The organism is Comamonas sp. HJ-2 (genome assembly GCF_053615495.1).
This window is the reverse complement of sequence record NZ_JBSIFD010000002.1, coordinates 358,759-377,733: the sequence shown is the minus strand read 5'-3', so window position 1 is coordinate 377,733 and position 18,975 is coordinate 358,759. Positions and strand designations below refer to the sequence as shown.

Sequence of the window (18,975 nt, the reverse complement as noted above, 5' to 3'; positions counted from 1 at the left end):
CATGATTACCAAAGTTCTGATTGCCAACCGTGGCGAGATCGCCGTGCGCATCGCGCGAGCCTGCGCGGATTACGGAGTGAAGTCCGTCGCCGTCTATGCCGATGCCGATATCGATGCTCTGCATGTGCGCCGCGCCGATGAAGCCTACGGCCTCGACGGCGACAAGCCCGCCGACACCTATCTGAACATCGCCAAGCTGATTGCGATTGCCAAGCGTTCGGGCGCCGACGCCGTCCATCCCGGCTATGGCTTTCTGTCCGAGAGCGAAGCCTTTGCACAGGCCGTGCTGGATGCGGGTCTGATCTGGATCGGCCCGCGCCCCGACACCATTGCCAAGCTGGGCGACAAGGTCGAGGCGCGCAAGATTGCGCTGCAGGTCGGAGCGCCGCTGGTGGCTGGCACGCCGGATCCCGTCAAGGATGCCGACGAAGTGCTGGCCTTTGCCCAGCAGCATGGCCTGCCCATCATCATCAAGGCTGCTTTTGGTGGCGGTGGCCGTGGCATGAAGATCGCCTGGCGCATGGACGAAGTGGCCGAGCTGTATGCCTCTGCCGTGCGCGAGGCAGTGACGGCTTTCGGCCGTGGCGAATGCTTTGTGGAACAGTTCCTCGACAAGCCGCGCCATATCGAAGCGCAGGTGATTGCCGACACGCATGGCAATGTGGTGGTGCTGGGCACGCGCGACTGTTCGCTGCAGCGCCGCAACCAGAAGCTGGTGGAAGAAGCGCCCGCACCCTTCATCACCGAGGCGCAGCGTGAACGCATTCACAGTGCAGCCAAGGCCATCTGTGCGCAGGCTGGCTATATCAGCGCCGGAACCGTGGAATTTCTGCTCAGCGGCAATGGCGCCATCTCCTTCCTTGAGGTCAATACCCGCTTGCAGGTCGAGCACACCGTGACCGAGGAAACCACGGGCATCGATCTGGTGCAGGAACAGCTGCGTGTGGCCGACGGCTTGCCGCTGTCTTTCACGCAGACTCCGGCACCACGGGCCCATTCCATCGAGTTCCGCATCAATGCCGAAGATGTGGGGCGCGGCTTTCTGCCCACACCGGGTCTGATCACGCGCTTTGCCCCTCCTTCGGGGCCGGGCGTGCGACTCGATTCGGGCGTCGAAACCGGCTCGGTGATCCCCGGCACGTTCGACTCCATGATGGCCAAGCTCATCGTCACCGGCGCCACGCGTGAGCAGGCCCTGGCCCGTGCTCGACGTGCGCTGGCCGAGTTCCGCATCGAGGGCGTGGCTTCGGTGCTGCCCTTCCACAAGGCCGTGCTGAATCAGGCCGACTTTGTGGGGACTGCGGGCTTCAATGTCCACACCCGCTGGATCGAGACCGAGTTTGCCGAGCCGCTGGCAGCGGCTGCTCGCGCCGAACCTGTGGCTGATACCAGCCTGCTGCGCACGGCCATCGAGATCGACGGCCGCCGCGTGCAGCTGGGCCTGCCCGCCATGCTGCTGCAAGGTCTGTCCGCGCCGACGACTGGCGTGTCTCAGGCCGTCGCGCAGCAAAGCGTGGATCCTGAGGCAGTCATCTCGCCGATTGCCGGCAATCTGCATGCCTGGAAGGTCGCCGATGGCGACGAGGTCAAGGAAGGCGATGTGATCGCCGTGATGGAAGCCATGAAAATGGAAATGCAGGTCTCGGCCCACAAGAGCGGTCGTGTCACATTGGCCGCACAGGCAGGCTCTGCGCAGACCTTGGGCGCCGTGATCGCGCATATCCGATAGGCCCCAGGCCCGGCCAGAGCAGGGCAGGTTAGGCTTGGGCCGGCCCGCTCGAAGCGCGACCTCCGTGTCGCGCTTTGTTTTTCTGGCCTTGCTGCACTCAAGCCAAACTCCGCATGTTTGCACCCTGCCGAAAGAGGTTTTTGCCGGGGGCTTGACCTTTACATGATGTCAATCTCTACAGTGGCCTTCAACGTGAATGGAGAACGCGATGAATGCACTGACCAAAAGCGGAGCCTTTGAGCTGTCTGTGGAAGGAATGACCTGCGCATCCTGCGTGGGCCGGGTGGAGCGGGCGCTCAAGAAAGTGCCCGGTGTGCAGGAGGCCGTGGTCAATCTGGCCACGGAAAAAGCCAGCCTCACCGTGGCCGATCCGGCGCAGGCTGTGGCCATCCTGCCGCAAGCCGTGGCGGCGATTGAAAAAGCAGGCTATGCGGTACCTGCGCAAAGCGTGGATTTGCAGGTGGGCGGCATGACCTGTGCGTCCTGTGTGGGCCGCGTGGAGCGTGCGCTCAAGAAAGTGCCCGGTGTCCAGAACGCCGTGGTGAATCTTGCGACCGAGCGTGCCAGCGTGCAACTGCAGGGCAGCGTGGATGTGAGCAGCTTGATTGCAGCGATAGAAAAGGCCGGCTATGAAGCTCAACCCGTGCTGCACAACGTTGCCGCAACCGGTGAGGACGCCGCAGCCCAGCGCCAGGCGCAGGAGCGCGAGTCGCTCAAGCGCTCGCTGATCTTTGCGACCGTGTTCGCACTGCCCGTGTTTCTGCTGGAAATGGGCGGTCACATGGTGCCTGCATTTCACCACTGGATTGCGGGCAGCATCGGCACGCAGAACAGCTGGTACATCCAGTTTGCGCTGACGGCCGTGGTGCTGTTCGGGCCGGGCCGGCGCTTTTTCGAGAAAGGCGTGCCCGCCCTGCTGCGCGCTGCGCCCGATATGAATTCTCTGGTCGCGGTGGGCACCTCGGCGGCATTTGCCTATTCGGTAGTCGCGACCTTTGTGCCGCAATGGCTGCCCGCAGGCACGGTGAATGTGTACTTCGAAGCCGCGGCCGTCATCGTCGCGCTGATCCTGCTGGGCCGCTTTCTGGAGGCGCGTGCCAAGGGCAATACCTCGGAGGCCATTCGCCGCCTGGTGCAGTTGCAGGCCAAGACGGCGCGCGTGCGTAAGGGCGGCCTGGTCCAGGAAATCGACATTGCCCAGGTGCGTGCCGGCGATGTGATCGAAGTGCGCCCCGGCGAGCGCATTCCTGTCGATGGCGAGGTCATCGAGGGCCGCAGCTTTGTCGACGAATCCATGATCAGCGGCGAGCCCGTGCCGGTCGAGAAGGTCGAGGGCGCCGAAGTGGTGGGCGGCACGGTCAATCAGAATGGCGCTTTGGCTTTCAGAGCCACCAAGGTGGGCGCCGATACGCTGCTGGCGCAGATCATCCGCATGGTGGAGCAGGCACAGGGCAGCAAGCTGCCGATTCAGGCGCTGGTGGACAAGATCACCATGTGGTTTGTGCCGGCCGTGATGGCGGCGGCCCTGCTGACTTTTGTGATCTGGCTGATCTGGGGTCCCGATCCCGCGCTGAGCTTTGCCCTGGTCAATGCCGTGGCCGTGCTCATCATTGCCTGCCCCTGCGCCATGGGGCTGGCCACGCCAACTTCCATCATGGTGGGAACCGGGCGTGCCGCGCAAATGGGAGTGTTGCTGCGCAAGGGGGAGGCGCTGCAGCAGCTCAAGGATGCCAGGGTGGTGGCTGTGGACAAGACCGGCACGCTGACCCGTGGTCGCCCCGAGCTGACCGATCTGGTGCTGGCCGAAGGGTTTGAACGTGCCGCCGTTCTGGCGCAGGTGGCTGCCGTGGAAGATCGCAGCGAGCATCCGATTGCGCGCGCCATTGTCGATGCAGCCAAGGCCGAGGGGCTGGAGGTTCCGGCCATCAGCGACTTCGCATCGGTGACCGGTTTCGGCGTGCGTGCCGTGGTGCTGGGCGATCAGGTGGAGATCGGTGCCGACCGCTTCATGCGCGAGCTCGGTCTGAGCGTTGACGGTTTTGCAGCCGAGGCCCAGCGCCTGGGCAGCGAAGGCAAGACGCCGCTGTATGCGGCCATAGGCGGCAAGGTGGCCGCCATGATTGCCGTGGCCGATCCGATCAAGCCCAGCACCAAGCCCGCGATCGATGCCCTGCACGCACTGGGCCTGAAGGTGGCCATGATTACCGGCGACAACCGCCACACGGCCGAGGCGATTGCCCGGCAGCTGGGCATTGACGAGGTGGTGGCCGAGGTCTTGCCAGGCGGCAAGGTCGAGAGCGTGAAGCGCCTCAAGGCCGAGCATGGCACGCTGGCCTATGTGGGCGACGGCATCAACGATGCACCGGCCCTGGCCGAGGCCGATGTGGGCATCGCCATAGGCACGGGCACCGATATTGCGATCGAGGCGGCCGATGTGGTGCTGATGTCGGGCGATCTTTCGGGCGTGCCGAATGCGATTGCGTTGTCCAAGGCCACCATGAAGAACATCGGCGAGAACCTGTTCTGGGCCTTTGCCTACAACGTGGCGCTGATACCGGTGGCGGCAGGTCTGCTCTATCCGTTCAACGGCATGTTGCTGTCGCCGGTGTTTGCCGCTGGGGCCATGGCGCTGTCCAGCGTATTCGTGCTCTCCAACGCGCTGCGGCTCAAGCGCTTCAAACCGGCTCTCTGAAAAGAGGGCATGGGGTGGGCGCCGGAAGATGTTCTGACGCTTGCCCCTGACCCGGGGCTATTGCTTGGGCAGTTGCGGCACATCCACGAAATCGTCGAGGCTCAGGCCTTTTTCCTGCAGCAGGGCTTCGAGCACGGGCTTGAGCCGGCCCAGGCTGGCTTCCACGGTTTCGCGCACGGTATCGACCACCACCTGGGTGCTGCGCTCAATCTCGATATTGACCAGATCGCCGACCTTTTTGTCGCCGAACACCGTCATGCGCAGGGTTTCGGGAATCAGCCAGACCTCGAACCAGCCTTCCTTGCGATTCACCTCGGCCACCGTCAGGCTGGCGCCGTTGACGGCGATATAGCCCTTGGCAAACACATAGGGGCGAAAGGCCTCGGGAATGCCGAAGCGGATCTTGTGATTGGTCTCGGTCTGCATCAGCTCCAGCAGCGGCGCCGTGAAGTCCACATGGCCCGACAGGGGGTGGCCGCCAATCTCGGCGCCATCCCTGGCAGCGCGCTCCACATTGAGCGTGTCGCCGGCCTTGTAGCTGCCCAGCGTGGTGATGTTCAGGCTTTGCAGCATCACATCAAAGCTGGCGCTGGTGGGCGAGAGGTTTTCGGTCACCGTCAGGCAGACGCCGTCATGCGAGACGCTGGCGCCAATGGCCAGATCCTGGCAGAAGCCTTCGGGGAACTCCATGATGAAGGTGCGCAGGCCGTCCTGGTCGCGCAGCGCGGCAATCTTTGCCACGGCCTGAATGATGCCGGTAAACACGGGGCAGACTCTCTTATCAACAGGCGGGCGCTGGGCGCCAGCTTTGGGTCAAAACGGCTATTTTGCCTGTTTGCCCGGTAACCCGGCCAGCGTCTAGGCGAAGGTCGGCCGGCCTTCCCAGAAGCCGCTGATCAGCGCCTCGGGCTTTTTGAGCGCACGCACCCAGGCGCAGTCGGGCCAGGCCTGCATCTGTACATTCATGCCGGCAAACACGCCATAGCCCGGGCCGGCCGCGATCTCGCCATCGGCCTGCAGGGTCTCGCCGCTGCGGATGCTGCAGGCCGCGCGGATATCACCCTGTGCCTTGATGCCCCAGCCGGCCTGAATATGGTTGCCGCACAGAATGCCGTCGTTGCCGGCAATGCCGTGGCCTACATCGAGCAGGCCCTGCACCTCGATGGCGCCGCCTGCTTTCAGGCCCTTGCCGCAGTGCATATCGCCTTGCACCTGCACCTCCTGGCCGATATGGGCATTGCCTTTGAGCTTTACATGGCCGCCGCCGCGCAGCTCCCAGCCGCAGCGCAGGTCTTCGGCGCGCACCTCGCCCTCGACTTCCACGCTCCAGGCCGCCTTGATGCTGCCGCCGGCCTGCAGCAATTCACCGGCAAAGATGGCGCCGCCGCATTGAATTTCCTCGCCCGCTTCCAGCTTGCCCGCGCGTATGCCGCCGCCCGTCTGCAGGCTGCGGCCCACCAGCAGCTGGCCGGGGACGCGCACATCGCCATGCACGATCAGGGTGCCGGCATAGACAAAGTTGTCGGCCTCCAGGTGCTCGAGCTCCAGCACGCTGTTGGTGGAGCCGAAGTTCTCCAGCAGCCAGCGTGCATCTTCCACGCGGCCTGCGGCCACCTGGGTGTCCATGGCCGCCTGGTAGTCGCCACCGGCCAGGTTGTTGCGCACAAACCAGCGGTAGCCCATGGCACATGGGTTTTTGCCGCGCAAGAAATTTTGAGTGAGTTCCATGTCCATGGCTGACCTCCGGATCGTCCTTTGAGCAAGATGCGGTGCGCGTGACAGTACGGACGCCGAAGACGTGGACGTACCTCTCCCATGCACCAGGGAAATGCTGTTTGGGAAGGCCGTGCGGAGGAGGTGAGCTGTGTGCTTCAAGCCATCCGCACGGCGGCGGAAAGCATGGCCGTGACACCGCTCAGGCTCACGAATGCGGTGGGAATGCCATGGCGGCGTGTGTGCAGCGCACGCAACACGCAGGCACGCGCGGGCAGCTCTGCGGCAAGGGCAGAGCGGCGCAGGCGGGCGGCGGTGGACAGGTGCAGGCAGGCCATGGCTAAGAAGATATCTGAGCCCCGATTATGCCGCGCGGCCCTGGCCGGTGCAGCTGGGCTCCCGTATCTCCGTGATTTCATGGCGCTGTGCATGGCCGGGCGCTGCGCAAGGGCCGCCCCGCAGCGTCGGTGCCGTCGCCAGAGAGGGGAAGACACGAAGCGGCACAGGGGGCTCTATCTCAGCGGCTTTGCGCGGCGGCCTGGCACAGACGCTCCACGGCCTGCGCGATTTGCGGCACCTCGGGCGCGGCAAACGACATGCGCAACGTGTGCAGGTCGGGGGCGGCAGGATAGAAGGCCTTGCCTGGCACATAGATCACGCCCAGGGCCACGGCGGCATCGAAGAGCTTTTGCGGATCGATGCGGCGGTCCAGCTCGGCCCAGACGAACATGCCGCCCGCAGGGCGCGAGCAGCGTATGCCGCTGTCCGGTGCAGCGTTCAGGCTCTGGACCAGGGCCTGCATGCGGCGCTGGTATTCCTGGCGTGCGCGCTGTACGGTAGCCGGGTAGCGGCCGCTGGCCAGATAGCAGGCGGCGACCGACTGCGTCAGCGGCGAGGTGCACAGATCGGCCGTCTGCTTGGCCACCGTGCAGCGGCGCAGCAGCGGTGCGTCGGCCAGCATCCAGCCCACGCGCAGCGCGGGGGCCACGGTCTTGGACAGGCTGGACAGATAGATGACGGGGTTGGAGCCGGGCTCGGCCAGGCGCTCGCCCGCGGCGCGCACGGTGCCCGGCATGGCTTGGTGGATGCCGCTGGGCTCGTCGAAGCGCAGCTCGCCATAGGGATCGTCCTCGACCACCCAGAAGCCGTGCTGCTTGGCCAGTTGCACCAGAGCCTCGCGGCGCTCGGCCGCCAGCAGCGTGCCGCGCGGGTTGGAGAAGTTCGGCACGGTGTAGAGCAGCTTGGGGCGCTGGCCGGCGGGCAGTGCGGCCAGCAGATCGGCCAGGGCTTCTGTTTGCAGGCCTTGCTCGTCCATGGGAATGGGCAGGATGCGCGCCTGCGTCAAACGCAGGGCTTGCAGCGTGGCCGGATAGGCCGGCACCTCGACCAGCACCGTGTCGCCGGGCTCGACGAGCACGCGCACCAGCAGGTCAAAGGCCTGCTGCGATCCGGTGGTCACGAGTATGTCGGCGGCCGTCGCCTGCATGCCGCGCTCGCGCGCCTGCTGCGCCAGGGCCTCACGCAGTTCGCTCAGGCCTTCGGTGGCGCCATATTGCAGCGCGCCCGGACCCTGTGTCATGGCCTGTGCGGCGGCCTGGGCCAGGCCCTCGGCATCGAAGAGGCTGGGCGATGGATAGCCGCCGGCCAGCGAGATCATGCCGGGGCGAGAAAGATAGGGAAACAGCTCGCGTATTGGCGATCCCGCAGGCTCGGCAAACACCGCGGCAAAGGGAGCCAGTGCGCTGTCCCGACTCATGCTGCCGCTCCCGACAGCATTGCGAGAACCTGGGCCCTGGATTGCTGCTCGGAGGCCTCGTACAGGGCGATTTCGTCATGCACGCGCGCGCCCAGCGCGCTTTCGAAGACCTGCTGCGCGGCATGGGCCTGGTATTGCTTTTGCTCCTCGCCGCCGAGGTTGGACTGGAAGATTCCGGCCGCGCTCACGGGCAGAAAATCTTCATAGGTAATCGGCTCGGCCTGCACCAGACCCCGGTCGATCAGTGCTTCCAGGTCTGCACCGGCAGGGCTTTGGGCAAGCGAGGCCTGAGCCTGCTCGGTCAGGCGGTAGCGGTAGAAGGCCAGACCCTGGCGGCGCAATTGTTCGTGGGTGTCGGGAAACTGCGTGAAGACCTGCTGCAGGCGATGTGCATAGTCGGGCGCGGCGCTGCCCGCGCTGTCTATGCCGCGCACCAGGCCCAGCAGCTCGTCGTACAGGGCGCGGCCCTTGCGTGTCAGCGCGACGCCGCGCTGCTCGATCTCGCCAAAGCGCGCGGTATGGGCGCCGGAACTGTCCGCGTTGGCGTCGGCATCGGTAAAGCGCACGGCCTCCTTGAGTGCCTTGAAGCTGGTCTGGCGCAGCAGGATGGGGCAGGCGCGCTGCGGCGGGCCTTCGACCACGTCCTTGGCATCCATGCCGCGCGTGGGCATATCGGCCTGGGCCATGTCTATGTCCAGCGTGCGTGGCGTCAGATGGTTGATGTGCGGGCCCTTGAAGCACACCACATCGGCCACCAGGCGGTGGGCTTGCTGCAGGGCCTTGTAGGTGGCGGCATCCACGGTGGCGTCGCTGTGCCAGCGGAAGGTCTTCAGGGCCTGCTGCACAAAGGCGTCGGCGTCGCTGCTGTCCAGGCCTCCGTCACGCTCGGCCTGGGCAATGAGCTCCAGTGCGCGTGGCGTGAAGATGCTGCGGCGCTCGAGGATCTCGGCGGCCTGCGCGCGCAGCGCTGCATCGGCAATCAGCTCCAGGCGCAGCAGCGAGGTGAAGACGCGAAACGGGTTGGCCAGCAGTGCCTCGTCGTGCACGGGGCGAAAGGCCGTGGAGTGCACGGGAACGCCGGCCACCGAGAGGTCGTAATAGCCCACGGGCTCCATGCCCATCACGGCGAACAGGCGGCGCAGCGTGGCCAGTTCCTCGGCCGTGCCCACGCGGATGGCGCCATGGCGCTCCACATCCAGGCGCTCGAGCTCGCCGCTTTTGCTCATGCGCTGGCGCAGCTCGGGGTCGGCCTGCAGCGCCACGGCGTTGACATCGGCCACCAGGTCGATCAGGGTGCCGTACTGCGGCACTTCCTTGCGGTACATCTCGGACATGGCACGCGAGAAGCGCGTGCGGATCTCGTCGACGCTGACAAAGCGGGCTGCGGTGGAAGAGGCGTGGGGCGTGGCGCTCATGACAAAACAGAAGGGCAGGGGTTCGTGGAATGGCCGCGCCGCTGGCGGGGCCGCAGGAATATGCAGCATGTTCTGCGCCGTCATGACTTTGGTCAAACGATAATCCGGCCTGCAGGTCATACCCGGATGGAATGAACCCGCACCCGAATCCCTCCCACATCCTTGCCGCCATGCAGTTATCCCGTCGCTTTCTGCCCCCCATGTCCCTGCTCTGCGCCTTCGAGGCCTCGGCGCGGCATCAGAGCTTTACCGCAGCGGCCGCCGAGCTGCATCTGACGCAAAGCGCCGTCAGCCGCCAGATTCGCGCGCTGGAGGAGCGCCTGGGCACCGAACTGTTCGTGCGCGAGCGCCAGACCGTGCGCCTGAGCGCTGCGGGCCAGGCCTATGCGCAGGAGATACGCGCTGCCCTGGCGCGCATCTCCAATGCCACGCTGGGCTTTCGCACCAATCCGCAGGGCGGCAGCCTGAACCTGGCCATCCTGCCGACCTTCGGCACGCGCTGGCTGGCGCCGCGGCTGCCGCAGTTCTTCAGTGCCCATCCGGGCATCACCATCAATCTGACAACGCGGCTGTCGCAGTTCGATTTCCAGCTCGAGGCCGTGGATGCGGCCATTCATTTCGGCTTGCCGAACTGGCCGGGCGCGGAGCTGGAGTTCCTCATGAGCGAGACCGTGGTGCCGGCCTGCAGCCCTGATGTGGCGGCCCGTCATGGCTTTGCCCGGCCCCAGGATCTGCTGCGCGCGCCGCTGCTGCATCTGGCTTCGCGCCCCGACGCCTGGCAGCGCTGGTTCGGCAGCCAGGGCTGCCAGGGCGGCGATATGCAGGGCATGCTGTTCGATCAGTTCGCCACGGCGGCCCAGGCCGCGATTGCCGGCGTGGGCGTGGCGCTGCTGCCCAAGTTTCTGATCCTGCGCGAGCTGCAGGCCGGCGATCTGGTCCAGGCTCTGCCGCAACTGCCCGAGGTGCAAAGCGCCGAGCGCTACTACCTGGCCTGGCCGACCAGCCGCTCGACCTATCCGCCGCTGCAGGCCTTCCAGGGCTGGCTCAAGCAGGTCGCGCAGGAGTTTGCTTCCTCTGCGCCGCTGTAATGAAAAAAGGAGCTGCCAGCGCAGCTCCTTCAATGAGTTCAGTAATGAATATGCCTGAACTTGTTGTTCAACAAGCGCAACCAGCTATCAATAAAGCATGACTTCAGGCGCAGGCTTGCGGTCGTTTCAGCTGTTATAGGCTTCCAGCGGCTTGTCATTGGGCGCTTGCAGCAGCTGCTTGAGCGTCTCGCTCATGGGCAGGTTCAGCGGCATTTCCTTGGGCGGAATGGGCTGCATAAACCACTTGTCGTAGATCTTCGCCACCTCGCCGGACTTCATCATGCGCACCAGGGCATCGTCCACGGCCTTCTTGAAGCCGGGATCGTCCTTGCGCATCAGCAGCGCGATGGGCTCCGATCCCAGCGCCTCGCCCACGATCTTGTAGCCCCTGGGGTCCTTGGAGTTGGCGATCACGCCGGCCAGCAGATTGTCGTCAAGCACAAAAGCGTCAGCGCGGCCGGACTCCAGCATCAGAAAACTCTCGAAATGGTCCTTGCCCAGCTGGGTCGGCAGCTTGACATTGTTGTCATGGCTGTATTTGCGCAGCAGCTGCACGGCGGTGGTCCCCGCCGAAGCTGCCACGGTCTTGCCGTCCAGCTGTTTGAACGAGGTCACGGGCGAGTCTGCGCGCACGGCCATGCGCACCTGGCTGACATAGGTGGTGACGGCAAACGAGACCTGCTTCTGGCGGCTGAGGTTGTTGGTCGTGGGGCCGCAGCCCAGATCCACCGTGCCGTTCTGCACCAGAGGCATGGTGTTCTGCGCGGTGATGGCCATGTATTCGATCTTGGCGCTGGGCGCGATCTGGGCCAGCACCTTTTCGCACAACTCCACGTGGTAGCCGGTGAAGCGGTGGTTGGCGCCTATGGCATAGGCCATGGGGGCCGAGCTTTCGCGCACGCCTATGACCACCTTGCCGGTCTTTTGCAGCTTTTCCAGCGTGCTGCCGGAGGCGGTCTGGGCCTGGACGCCGGAGGCGGCCATGGCGGCTACAAGGGCGGTACATGCCAGCGTTATGTTCGCGGTCATCAGGCGCATGGGGGAAGTCTCCTCGGGAAGTGGGCGTATCGAAAACGCAATGCAATTGTTGTGCGGTCGTCCATGGTGCCGTGCATTGCCTGCAGCCCATGAATCGGCAAGACCCGTTGCCGGGGCGGCCTGTTTATCAAGATCCTGCATCAACTATCCGGCAAATGGCAGCGGTTTCATAACGATGAAACGGAAGAAGGTCATGCTTGCGGCGTATGACCCGGCAGCGCGTGTCCAGGTGCGGCAGCCGGTGCGGCAAAGCCATAGCGGGACGGCTGACCGGGCTTTTTGGGTAATATCTGCGCCTGTTGCACAGGCCCGCGCGCATCGTTTGCGGCGCGTCCAGCCTTGTGCCGCCAGGGCCGGCCGTGTCGCTGCCGCCTGGTCCGGCTCCGTTTTCGGTTCGCGCAGCGCAGCCCGCAAGGGCGCCACAGAATGACTCTGCATGCGTGAACCTGTTTTGAGACAGACTCCATGACTGCCAATACCCCCCCCTCATTCCTGAGCCGCATCGCCATCGCGATCGGCAGTTTCTTTGCCATTCTCGGTAACGGTCGCCTGGCCGCCGACGTGAGTCGTGTGCGCGCCGGTGAGGCTTTTGCCGCCGACGTCGCCCCCAGGGAAGTACGGGTGGAAGTGCCGGTCGAGAAGATCGTCGAGGTTCGCGTCGAAGTGCCGGTCGAAAAAATCGTGGAAAAGACCGTCGAGAAGCGCGTCGAGGTTCCGGTCGAGAAGCTGATCGAAAAAACCGTCGAAGTGGAAAAGCTCGTCGCCACCGACAGCGCCGCCCTGCAACTGCTGGGCCTGATGCAGCGCGAGGCTCGTTTTGTGGACTTCATCCAGGAAGACGTCGCGCCCTATACCGATGCCGAGATCGGCGCGGCTGCGCGCGTGGTGCATGAAGGCTGCCGCAAGGTGCTGCGCGAGCATTTCATGCTCTCCCCCGTTTGCAGCGAAGCCGAAGGCTCGCGCATCACTTTGCAGGCCGGTTTTGACGCTGCTGCCGTGCGACTGACGGGCAATGTGGTCGGCCAGCCTCCGTTTACCGGCACGCTGTCCCATCGCGGCTGGCTGGTGACGCAGGTCAAGCTGCCCCAGCTCACCGACATTCAGGCCGCCAAGGTCATCGCCCAAGCCGAAGTGGAGCTGTGAGCCATGAATATGTTTGCCTCCATCGCCGCATCGGGTGCGGCCAGTCAAGCTGCGAGCACTCCTGATTCCGTGGCTGCCGCCGCTCAGCCACAAGGCCCTGCAGGCCAGGCCGACGCCTTGTCTGCCGGCGCTAGCTACAGCATCGGCATCGATCTGGGCACCACCCACTGCGCGCTGTCCTATGTGAACAAGACCGCCAGCGATGGCGAGAAGGTGGTGCAGGGCGTGCTGGACATTCCCCAGCTCACGGCTCCCGGCAGTGTCGAGGTCAGGCCCCTGCTGCCGTCCTTTCTCTATCTGCCGCACGAAAGCGAGCTGACCGAGGCCGAGCGCAGCTTGCCCGGTGCACCCGGCGACTTCATCACCGGCGAGTTCGCCCGCAGCCGCGGCGCGGCCACGCCCATCCGTCTGGTCAGCAGCGCCAAGAGCTGGCTCTGCCACCCCGGCGTCGATCGCCGCGCCGGCATTCTGCCCGCCGATGCGCCCGAGGAAGTCAGCCGCATTTCGCCGCTGACCGCTTCAACCCGCTATCTCGAGCATCTGCGCCGCGCCTGGGAGCAGGCCCACCCCGAGGCCCCGTTTGCCCAGCAGGACATCACCGTCACCATCCCGGCATCGTTCGACCCCGCCGCGCGCGAGTTGACGGCCGAGGCCTGCAAGGCTGCGGGCTTTGCCAGGCTGACACTGCTCGAAGAACCTCAGGCCGCGCTGTACAGCTGGATCCAGGCCAGTGGCGGCCAGTGGCGCAAGCAGGTCAAGCATGGCGACATCATCCTCGTCGTGGACGTGGGTGGCGGCACCACCGACCTCTCGCTGATCGCCGTGCTGGAGCGCGATGGCAATCTGGAGCTGCAGCGCATTGCCGTGGGCGAACACATTCTGCTGGGCGGCGACAACATGGACCTGGCCCTGGCCTATGGCGTTGCACGCAAGCTGGCGGCCGAAGGCAAGCAGCTCGATGCCTGGCAAACCCGTGCGCTGGCCCATGGCTGCCGCGCAGCCAAGGAGCAATTGCTGGCTGACGCAAGCCTGCAGGCCGTGCCCGTGGTCGTACCCAGCCGGGGCAGCAAGCTCATCGGCGGCAGCATCCGTACCGAAGTGACACGCGACGAAGTGCTGGCCATGCTGGTCGAGGGCTTTTTCCCCAAGGTGGCCGTCAGCGACAAGCCCAAGACCCGTGCGCGCGGCGCGCTCACGCAACTGGGCCTGCCCTATGCGCAAGATGCCGCCGTCACGCGCCATCTGGCGGCCTTTCTGAGCCGCCAGGTTCATGCGCTGGCCGAGATCGAGGGCCTGGACGGCGATCAGATCGACGGCTCCACCTTTTTGCATCCCACGGCCATTCTGTTCAACGGCGGCGTGCTCAAGGCGCCCCAGATCGAGCAGCGCATCCTGGAGGTCATCAACGGCTGGCTGGACGACGAGGCCTGCGAGCCTGCGCGCCTGCTGGACGGTGCCAACCTCGATCTGGCCGTGGCCCGCGGTGCGGCCTATTACGGCCATATCGCCACCAGCGGCCGCGGCGTGCGCATTCGCGGCGGAACGGCTCAGTCCTATTACGTGGGTGTGGAGAGCAATATGCCCGCCATCCCCGGCATGGAACCGCCCCAGTCCGCCCTGTGCCTGGCACCGTTCGGCATGGAGGAGGGCACGGAAGTCGCTCTGCCTGACGAGGAGTTCGGCCTGGTCGTGGGCGAGCCTGTGCGTCTGCGCTTCTTTGGCTCGTCCGTGCGCCGCACCGATCAGGTCGGCACCATGCTGGACTTCTGGTCGCCCGAAGAGCTGGTGGAGCTGCAGGAGATCGAGCTGAATCTGCCCGCCGCCGGCCGCGCTGCCGGCGAGGTGGTGCCCGTGACCCTGGCGGCGCGCGTGACCGATATCGGCACGCTGGAGCTCAATGCCGTGCCCGTGGGCGGAAGCGAGCGCTGGAAAGTGGAGTTCGATGTGCGCGCGGAGACCTCTGCGGAGGCTGCCGAATAAGGCCGCTGAGTTGCTTGACTGCGAAAGCCCGCTGGCCGATTGGTTGGCGGGCTTTTTTGTTCTCTCTTTTGTTCTCTCTCTCTTTTTTCTCTTGTTTGTGGCTGCACTTCTGGCCGAGACCCGCCCTCTGTCCGTGACAAAAGCATGTCACAAAAAGGTTCAGGCCCAATCATGCCAGGCGCAAGATCATGAAGCTCTTCTTTTGAGAAGCAGGGCGCGCACCATGCCCACCAGCAACATGGCACGTGCCCCACTCAAGCAGGTCTAGAACGCGTGGCGCAGACCGATGCTCAGGCTGCTGGCATCCTGACCATAGCCCACGCCACCCTTGAAGTTATAGCCATAGGCCACGCCGGCTCCGTTGTCGATGCGTGTGTAGGCAGCGTAGAGCTTGGTGCGTTTGCTCAGGTGGTGGTTGTAGCCAAGAATCCACTGGCGTGCGCTGCTGCCGGGCACATGGCTCCAGCGGCTGGCCCAGCCGTAGCCCAGGGCAAGCTCCGAAGCGCCGACCCGGTAGGCCGCAGTCACGCGCGCAGCGTCACGCGTGCCGCAGCCGGTACCGCCATTGCTGCACAGCGAGCCTGAGCCGTTGTCCGAGCGCTGGTAGTAGGCACCGATCTGCAGCGCATTCCAGATGTAGTGGCCGCGCAGGGCAAACTGCCTGTCGTCACCCAGCTGGGTAAAGCCCGCGCCCAGGGCCAAGGGGCCGCGTTCCCAGTTGGCATAGAGGTCGTAGCCGTTCTTCTGCACGGCACCTGTCGTCTTTTCGTGTAGCGATGCCTGGGCTTCCAATGTCAGCCCGGCCATCACAGGGCTGCGGTAGGCGATCTTGTTGGTGTTGCGCATCACGTAGTCGTAGAGCGCATCGGCGATGGAGCCGGTGTCGTGGTTGGGCTCATCCAGTGCACCATAGTCGGCAATGCCGAAATAGGTGGCGGCACCAAAACGGCCCAGGCGCAGCTTGCCCAGACTGCCCGAGAGGTTGACTTCGCTCTGACGCTGAAAGGCCAGGGCGCCGGTGCTGCCGGTACCGGCGCCGGTATCGGATTCGAAGCCGGATTCGAGCTGGAAGCCGGCCTTGAGGCCGCCGCCCAGGTCTTCGCTACCCACAAAGCCAAAGCGCGAGTTGTTGTTGAAGAGCCCGGTCAGGCTGCTGTTTCCGACCTTCTGATGCTCGACCGAGGTATTGAGGCGGCCATAGATCTGCACGCTGCTTTGTGCGAGCGCGACGGAAGCTCCGGCGGTGGCCAGAGCGGCGAGGAGGACACGAGACACAGTTGTTGTTTTGACTGGCATGTAGCGACTAGCCTTCGATCTTTGCTATGAAACTTGCGCGAATCTGCGCGCTTGTTACAAGGCAAATCCCGTGCCAGCCACCGTGCACTGCTTTGGACAGTTGTCGTCGCAGCAGCAGCTCATCCCGGCAGGCGGTTCGGGCATCCGGCTCTTGTTACGATCGGCGACAGAGTTTTACGTGTCTCCGCCTCAGCCCATGCATTCATCTCGCCCCACCTACGCCGTCGGCATCGACCTGGGCACCAGTCACACGGTCGTGGCAAGCGTTGCGCTGGACGCTGCGACAAGCGATATCGCGCTGCTCGATATTCCGCAGCGCAGCACGGCAGGCGAGGTCGTGGCCCAGCCCCTGCTGCCTTCGGTGCGTTACCAGGCCGCCCAGGGCGAGCTGGGCGAGGTCTGGCGCCAACCCTGGCCGCCGCAGGGCGCGGATGAGGCGGCGCCTGCCGTCATCGGCCGCTGGGCGCGAGATCTGGGCGCTGCCGTGCCGGGGCGGTTGGTGGCCAGCGCCAAAAGCTGGCTCTCGCATACCGGCGTGGATCGCACGGCCGCCATCCTGCCCTGGGGGGCTGGCGAGGACGTGGCCAAGGTATCGCCGCTGGCGGCCTCAAGCTCCTACCTGGCCCACGTCAGAGCAGCATGGGACCAGGCCCGTCCCGAAGCGCCACTGCACCAGCAAAGCGTGGTGCTGACGGTACCAGCCTCGTTCGACGAAGGTGCACGTGCACTGACGCTGGAGGCCGCGCAGATGGCGGGTCTGCCGCGCGTGCAGCTGCTGGAGGAGCCCAAGGCCGCGTTTCACGACTGGCTGGTGCTGCAGGGCGATGAGCTGGCTGCGCAACTGGCGGACAGCCGCCTGGTGCTGGTGGTGGATGTGGGCGGGGGAACTACCGATCTGACGCTGATTCGCGTGGATGCATCGGCCGATGGCAGCCTGCCCACACTGACGCGCACGGCCGTCGGCGAGCACCTGATGCTGGGCGGCGACAACATGGACCTGGCGCTGGCCCATCAGCTTGAGCCGGCTTTTGCGCACAAGGCGCCAGACCAGGGCCAGAGGCTGTCCGCACAGCGCTTTGCCCAGCTGGTGCAGCGCTGCCGCATGGCCAAGGAACAGTTGCTGGCGCAGAACGCGCCCGAGCAGATCGGCATCACCTTGCTCGGGGGCGGCAGCAAGCTGCTGGCGGCGACTCAAAGCGTCACGCTGACTCGTGAGCAGGTGCGGCAGTCGGTGGTCGACGGCTTTTTGCCGGTCGCGCAGATCAGCGATATGCCCGCCAGGCGGCAGGGCGCGCTGCGCGGCTTTGGTCTGCCCTATCCGGCCGATGCGGCCATCAGTCGTCATCTGGCGCATTTTCTCGCCCAGCATGCAAGTGAAGGTCTGCCCGATACCGTGTTGCTCAACGGCGGCGTGTTCCATGCCCATGCCATGGTTCAGCGTCTGACGCAATTGCTTGGCCGCTGGCGCGGCAGCCCGGTGCGCGTGCTGCACAACCCGCACCCCGACTGGGCCGTGGCGCGCGGTGCGGCAGCCTACGGGCTGGCCCGCCATCAGGCAGAGCTGTCGGTAGCACAGATTGCTATGCCCAACCCGCCTGAAGCACGGGCCGGGCAGGCGTCGGCAGCGATCAAGACCATGGTGCCGCGCATTGGCGGCGGTTCGGCACGCAGCTACTGGCTGCTGCTGCCGGGCAAGAGGGGCGAGGCGCCCCAAGGCCTGTGCCTGCTGCCGCGTGGCACGGAAGAGGGCGTGCGCATGGTGCTCTCTGGCCGGCGTTTTGCGCTCAAGCTGGGCCAGGCCGTGCGCTTCAATGTATTGGCCAACAGCCTGAGCCATGTGCCAGCTCAGGCCGGCCAGATTGCAGCTTTGATCGGCGAGGGGTGGGTGGAGCTGCCGCCCCTGGCCACGGTGCTGCCCGCGCCCGAAGGCCGGGCCGCAGCCCAGGTCGAGGTGCAGCTGCAAGCCTGCATGAGCGAGGTCGGCACGCTGGAAGTGCGCTGCGTTGCCGTGCAGGATGCGGGCCAGTCCTGGCTGCTGCCCTTTGCTGTACGCGCTGCTTCGGCTTCGGAGCCCATAGCTGACAGCGCCGGTGAACAAGGCGCTGAAGGCCAGAAACAGTCTGATTCTTTGGCAGCCAGGCTGCCTGAAGCCGTGGCCCTGGTGGAGCGCATCTTCGGCACGCAGGCGCAGGAAGTGACGACCCGGGAAGTGCGCCAGCTGCGCCAGTCGCTAGAGAGAGTCCTAGGCCCGCGCGAGGGCTGGGAGCTGGGCCTGCTGCGAGCCCTGTTCGATGTGCTGCTGGCCCGTGCCAGGCGCCGCCGCCGCACGGCCGACCATGAGCGCGTCTGGTTCAATCTCGCCGGCTGGTGTCTGCGCCCAGGCGTGGGGGCGGAACTCGATGGCTGGCGCATAGACCAGGTCTGGGCCTTGTATGGCCAGGGCCTGGGTCATGCCAAAGAGGGCGCCAACTGGACGGAGTGGTGGGTGTTCTGGCGCCGCGTGGCTGCGGGTCTGAATGAGGCCCGGCAGATGGAGCTGCTCGAAGACGTGGCCGGCCATATGCAGAAGGCCGTGCAACAGAACACGCGCGGCAAATCCAGCCATGGCAGCTATGACGACATGCTGCGCCTGTTCGCGGCCATGGAGGCCGTGCCCTGGCAGTACCGCCAGGAAATGGGGCAGTGGATGCTGCAGCGCCTCAGGCACGAGGATGAAACCGTGCAGACCTGGTGGGCCATAGGCCGCCTGGCGGCACGCCAGTCGCTGGCCGCCAACGCCCATCTGGTGATGCCGCCAGACGCGGCGCTGGAGTTCCTGAACGCCACGCTGGCCCAGGACTGGCGCAAGAACGAAACCGCGATGTTTGCCGCCGTGCAGATGGCCCGCATGACGGGCGACCGCGCGCGCGATCTGCCTGATGCCGTCAGGGCGCAGGTGCTGGAGAAGATGCGCAGCAGCGGCGCTCCCGAGCGCTGGATGGCCATGGTCGAGCAGGTGGTGCAGATGGAGGCAGAGGATCACAGGCGCAGTCTGGGCGACAGTCTGCCGCCGGGGCTGGTGCTGCTGTGAAGAGGCTGTGCCGCTGCGGCCAGGCTTTTGGTCACGGCATTTGCAGGAGGCAGCC

13 protein-coding genes are annotated in these 18,975 nt (G+C 65.5%); 6 read left to right on the top strand and 7 right to left on the bottom strand.

What is annotated here, in order from left to right; all coding sequences use genetic code 11:
* Positions 1 to 4 precede the first annotated feature (4 nt).
* Positions 5 to 1,729, top strand: a complete 1,725-nt coding sequence (locus ACWGXF_RS03220; protein ID WP_054074414.1) for an acetyl/propionyl/methylcrotonyl-CoA carboxylase subunit alpha — start codon at positions 5 to 7, stop codon at positions 1,727 to 1,729.
* Between the two features lie 208 nt (positions 1,730 to 1,937).
* Positions 1,938 to 4,421, top strand: coding sequence for a heavy metal translocating P-type ATPase (locus ACWGXF_RS03215; RefSeq protein ID WP_054074393.1), 2,484 nt, complete (start codon positions 1,938 to 1,940; stop codon positions 4,419 to 4,421).
* 57 nt (positions 4,422 to 4,478) lie between these two features.
* Here the strand turns inward: ACWGXF_RS03215 and ACWGXF_RS03210 are convergent, their stop codons facing one another.
* The 5 genes from ACWGXF_RS03210 to hglS all read right to left on the bottom strand — a co-directional run bounded on the left by ACWGXF_RS03210 (position 4,479) and on the right by hglS (position 9,305).
* Positions 4,479 to 5,186 (bottom strand): riboflavin synthase, encoded by a 708-nt coding sequence (locus tag ACWGXF_RS03210; RefSeq protein ID WP_003061796.1) that lies wholly within the window; start codon positions 5,184 to 5,186, stop codon positions 4,479 to 4,481.
* A gap of 93 nt (positions 5,187 to 5,279) precedes the next feature.
* On the bottom strand, positions 5,280 to 6,149 hold the full coding sequence (locus tag ACWGXF_RS03205) for a hypothetical protein (protein WP_452101679.1): 870 nt from the start codon (positions 6,147 to 6,149) through the stop codon (positions 5,280 to 5,282).
* A 143-nt stretch (positions 6,150 to 6,292) separates the two neighbouring features.
* Positions 6,293 to 6,472, bottom strand: coding sequence for a hypothetical protein (locus ACWGXF_RS03200; RefSeq protein ID WP_012836954.1), 180 nt, complete (start codon positions 6,470 to 6,472; stop codon positions 6,293 to 6,295).
* A 179-nt stretch (positions 6,473 to 6,651) separates the two neighbouring features.
* Complete coding sequence (locus tag ACWGXF_RS03195; RefSeq protein WP_452101678.1) at positions 6,652 to 7,890, bottom strand: aminotransferase-like domain-containing protein; 1,239 nt, start codon at positions 7,888 to 7,890, stop codon at positions 6,652 to 6,654.
* A complete protein-coding gene (hglS, locus tag ACWGXF_RS03190; RefSeq protein ID WP_039049660.1) occupies positions 7,887 to 9,305 on the bottom strand; it encodes a 2-oxoadipate dioxygenase/decarboxylase HglS in 1,419 nt (472 codons plus the stop codon). The genes ACWGXF_RS03195 and hglS overlap by 4 nt, the downstream gene beginning before the upstream one ends.
* A 170-nt stretch (positions 9,306 to 9,475) precedes the next feature.
* On the opposite strand from hglS, the gene ACWGXF_RS03185 reads away from it, so the two are divergent.
* Positions 9,476 to 10,393 (top strand): LysR family transcriptional regulator, encoded by a 918-nt coding sequence (locus ACWGXF_RS03185; protein ID WP_039049522.1) that lies wholly within the window; start codon positions 9,476 to 9,478, stop codon positions 10,391 to 10,393.
* 126 nt (positions 10,394 to 10,519) lie between these two features.
* Here the strand turns inward: ACWGXF_RS03185 and ACWGXF_RS03180 are convergent, their stop codons facing one another.
* On the bottom strand, positions 10,520 to 11,431 hold the full coding sequence (locus ACWGXF_RS03180; RefSeq protein ID WP_012836958.1) for a transporter substrate-binding domain-containing protein: 912 nt from the start codon (positions 11,429 to 11,431) through the stop codon (positions 10,520 to 10,522).
* Positions 11,432 to 11,896: 465 nt separating this feature from the next.
* Here ACWGXF_RS03180 and ACWGXF_RS03175 point away from each other — a divergent pair, with 465 nt between their 5' ends.
* Together ACWGXF_RS03175 and ACWGXF_RS03170 are read left to right on the top strand one after the other, a co-directional pair.
* Positions 11,897 to 12,574 carry a DUF2760 domain-containing protein gene (locus tag ACWGXF_RS03175; RefSeq protein WP_452101677.1) on the top strand — a complete coding sequence of 226 codons (678 nt, stop codon included), beginning with the start codon at positions 11,897 to 11,899 and terminating at the stop codon, positions 12,572 to 12,574.
* 3 nt (positions 12,575 to 12,577) lie between these two features.
* Positions 12,578 to 14,554 (top strand): Hsp70 family protein, encoded by a 1,977-nt coding sequence (locus ACWGXF_RS03170; RefSeq protein WP_039049523.1) that lies wholly within the window; start codon positions 12,578 to 12,580, stop codon positions 14,552 to 14,554.
* Positions 14,555 to 14,818: 264 nt separating this feature from the next.
* Here ACWGXF_RS03170 and ACWGXF_RS03165 read toward each other — a convergent pair whose 3' ends face one another.
* Entirely contained in the window at positions 14,819 to 15,850 is a 1,032-nt protein-coding gene (locus ACWGXF_RS03165; RefSeq protein WP_039049525.1) for a porin, read from the bottom strand.
* Between the two features lie 196 nt (positions 15,851 to 16,046).
* Here ACWGXF_RS03165 and ACWGXF_RS03160 point away from each other — a divergent pair, with 196 nt between their 5' ends.
* Positions 16,047 to 18,920, top strand: a complete 2,874-nt coding sequence (locus ACWGXF_RS03160) for an Hsp70 family protein (protein ID WP_452101676.1) — start codon at positions 16,047 to 16,049, stop codon at positions 18,918 to 18,920.
* Positions 18,921 to 18,975: the final 55 nt, after the last annotated feature.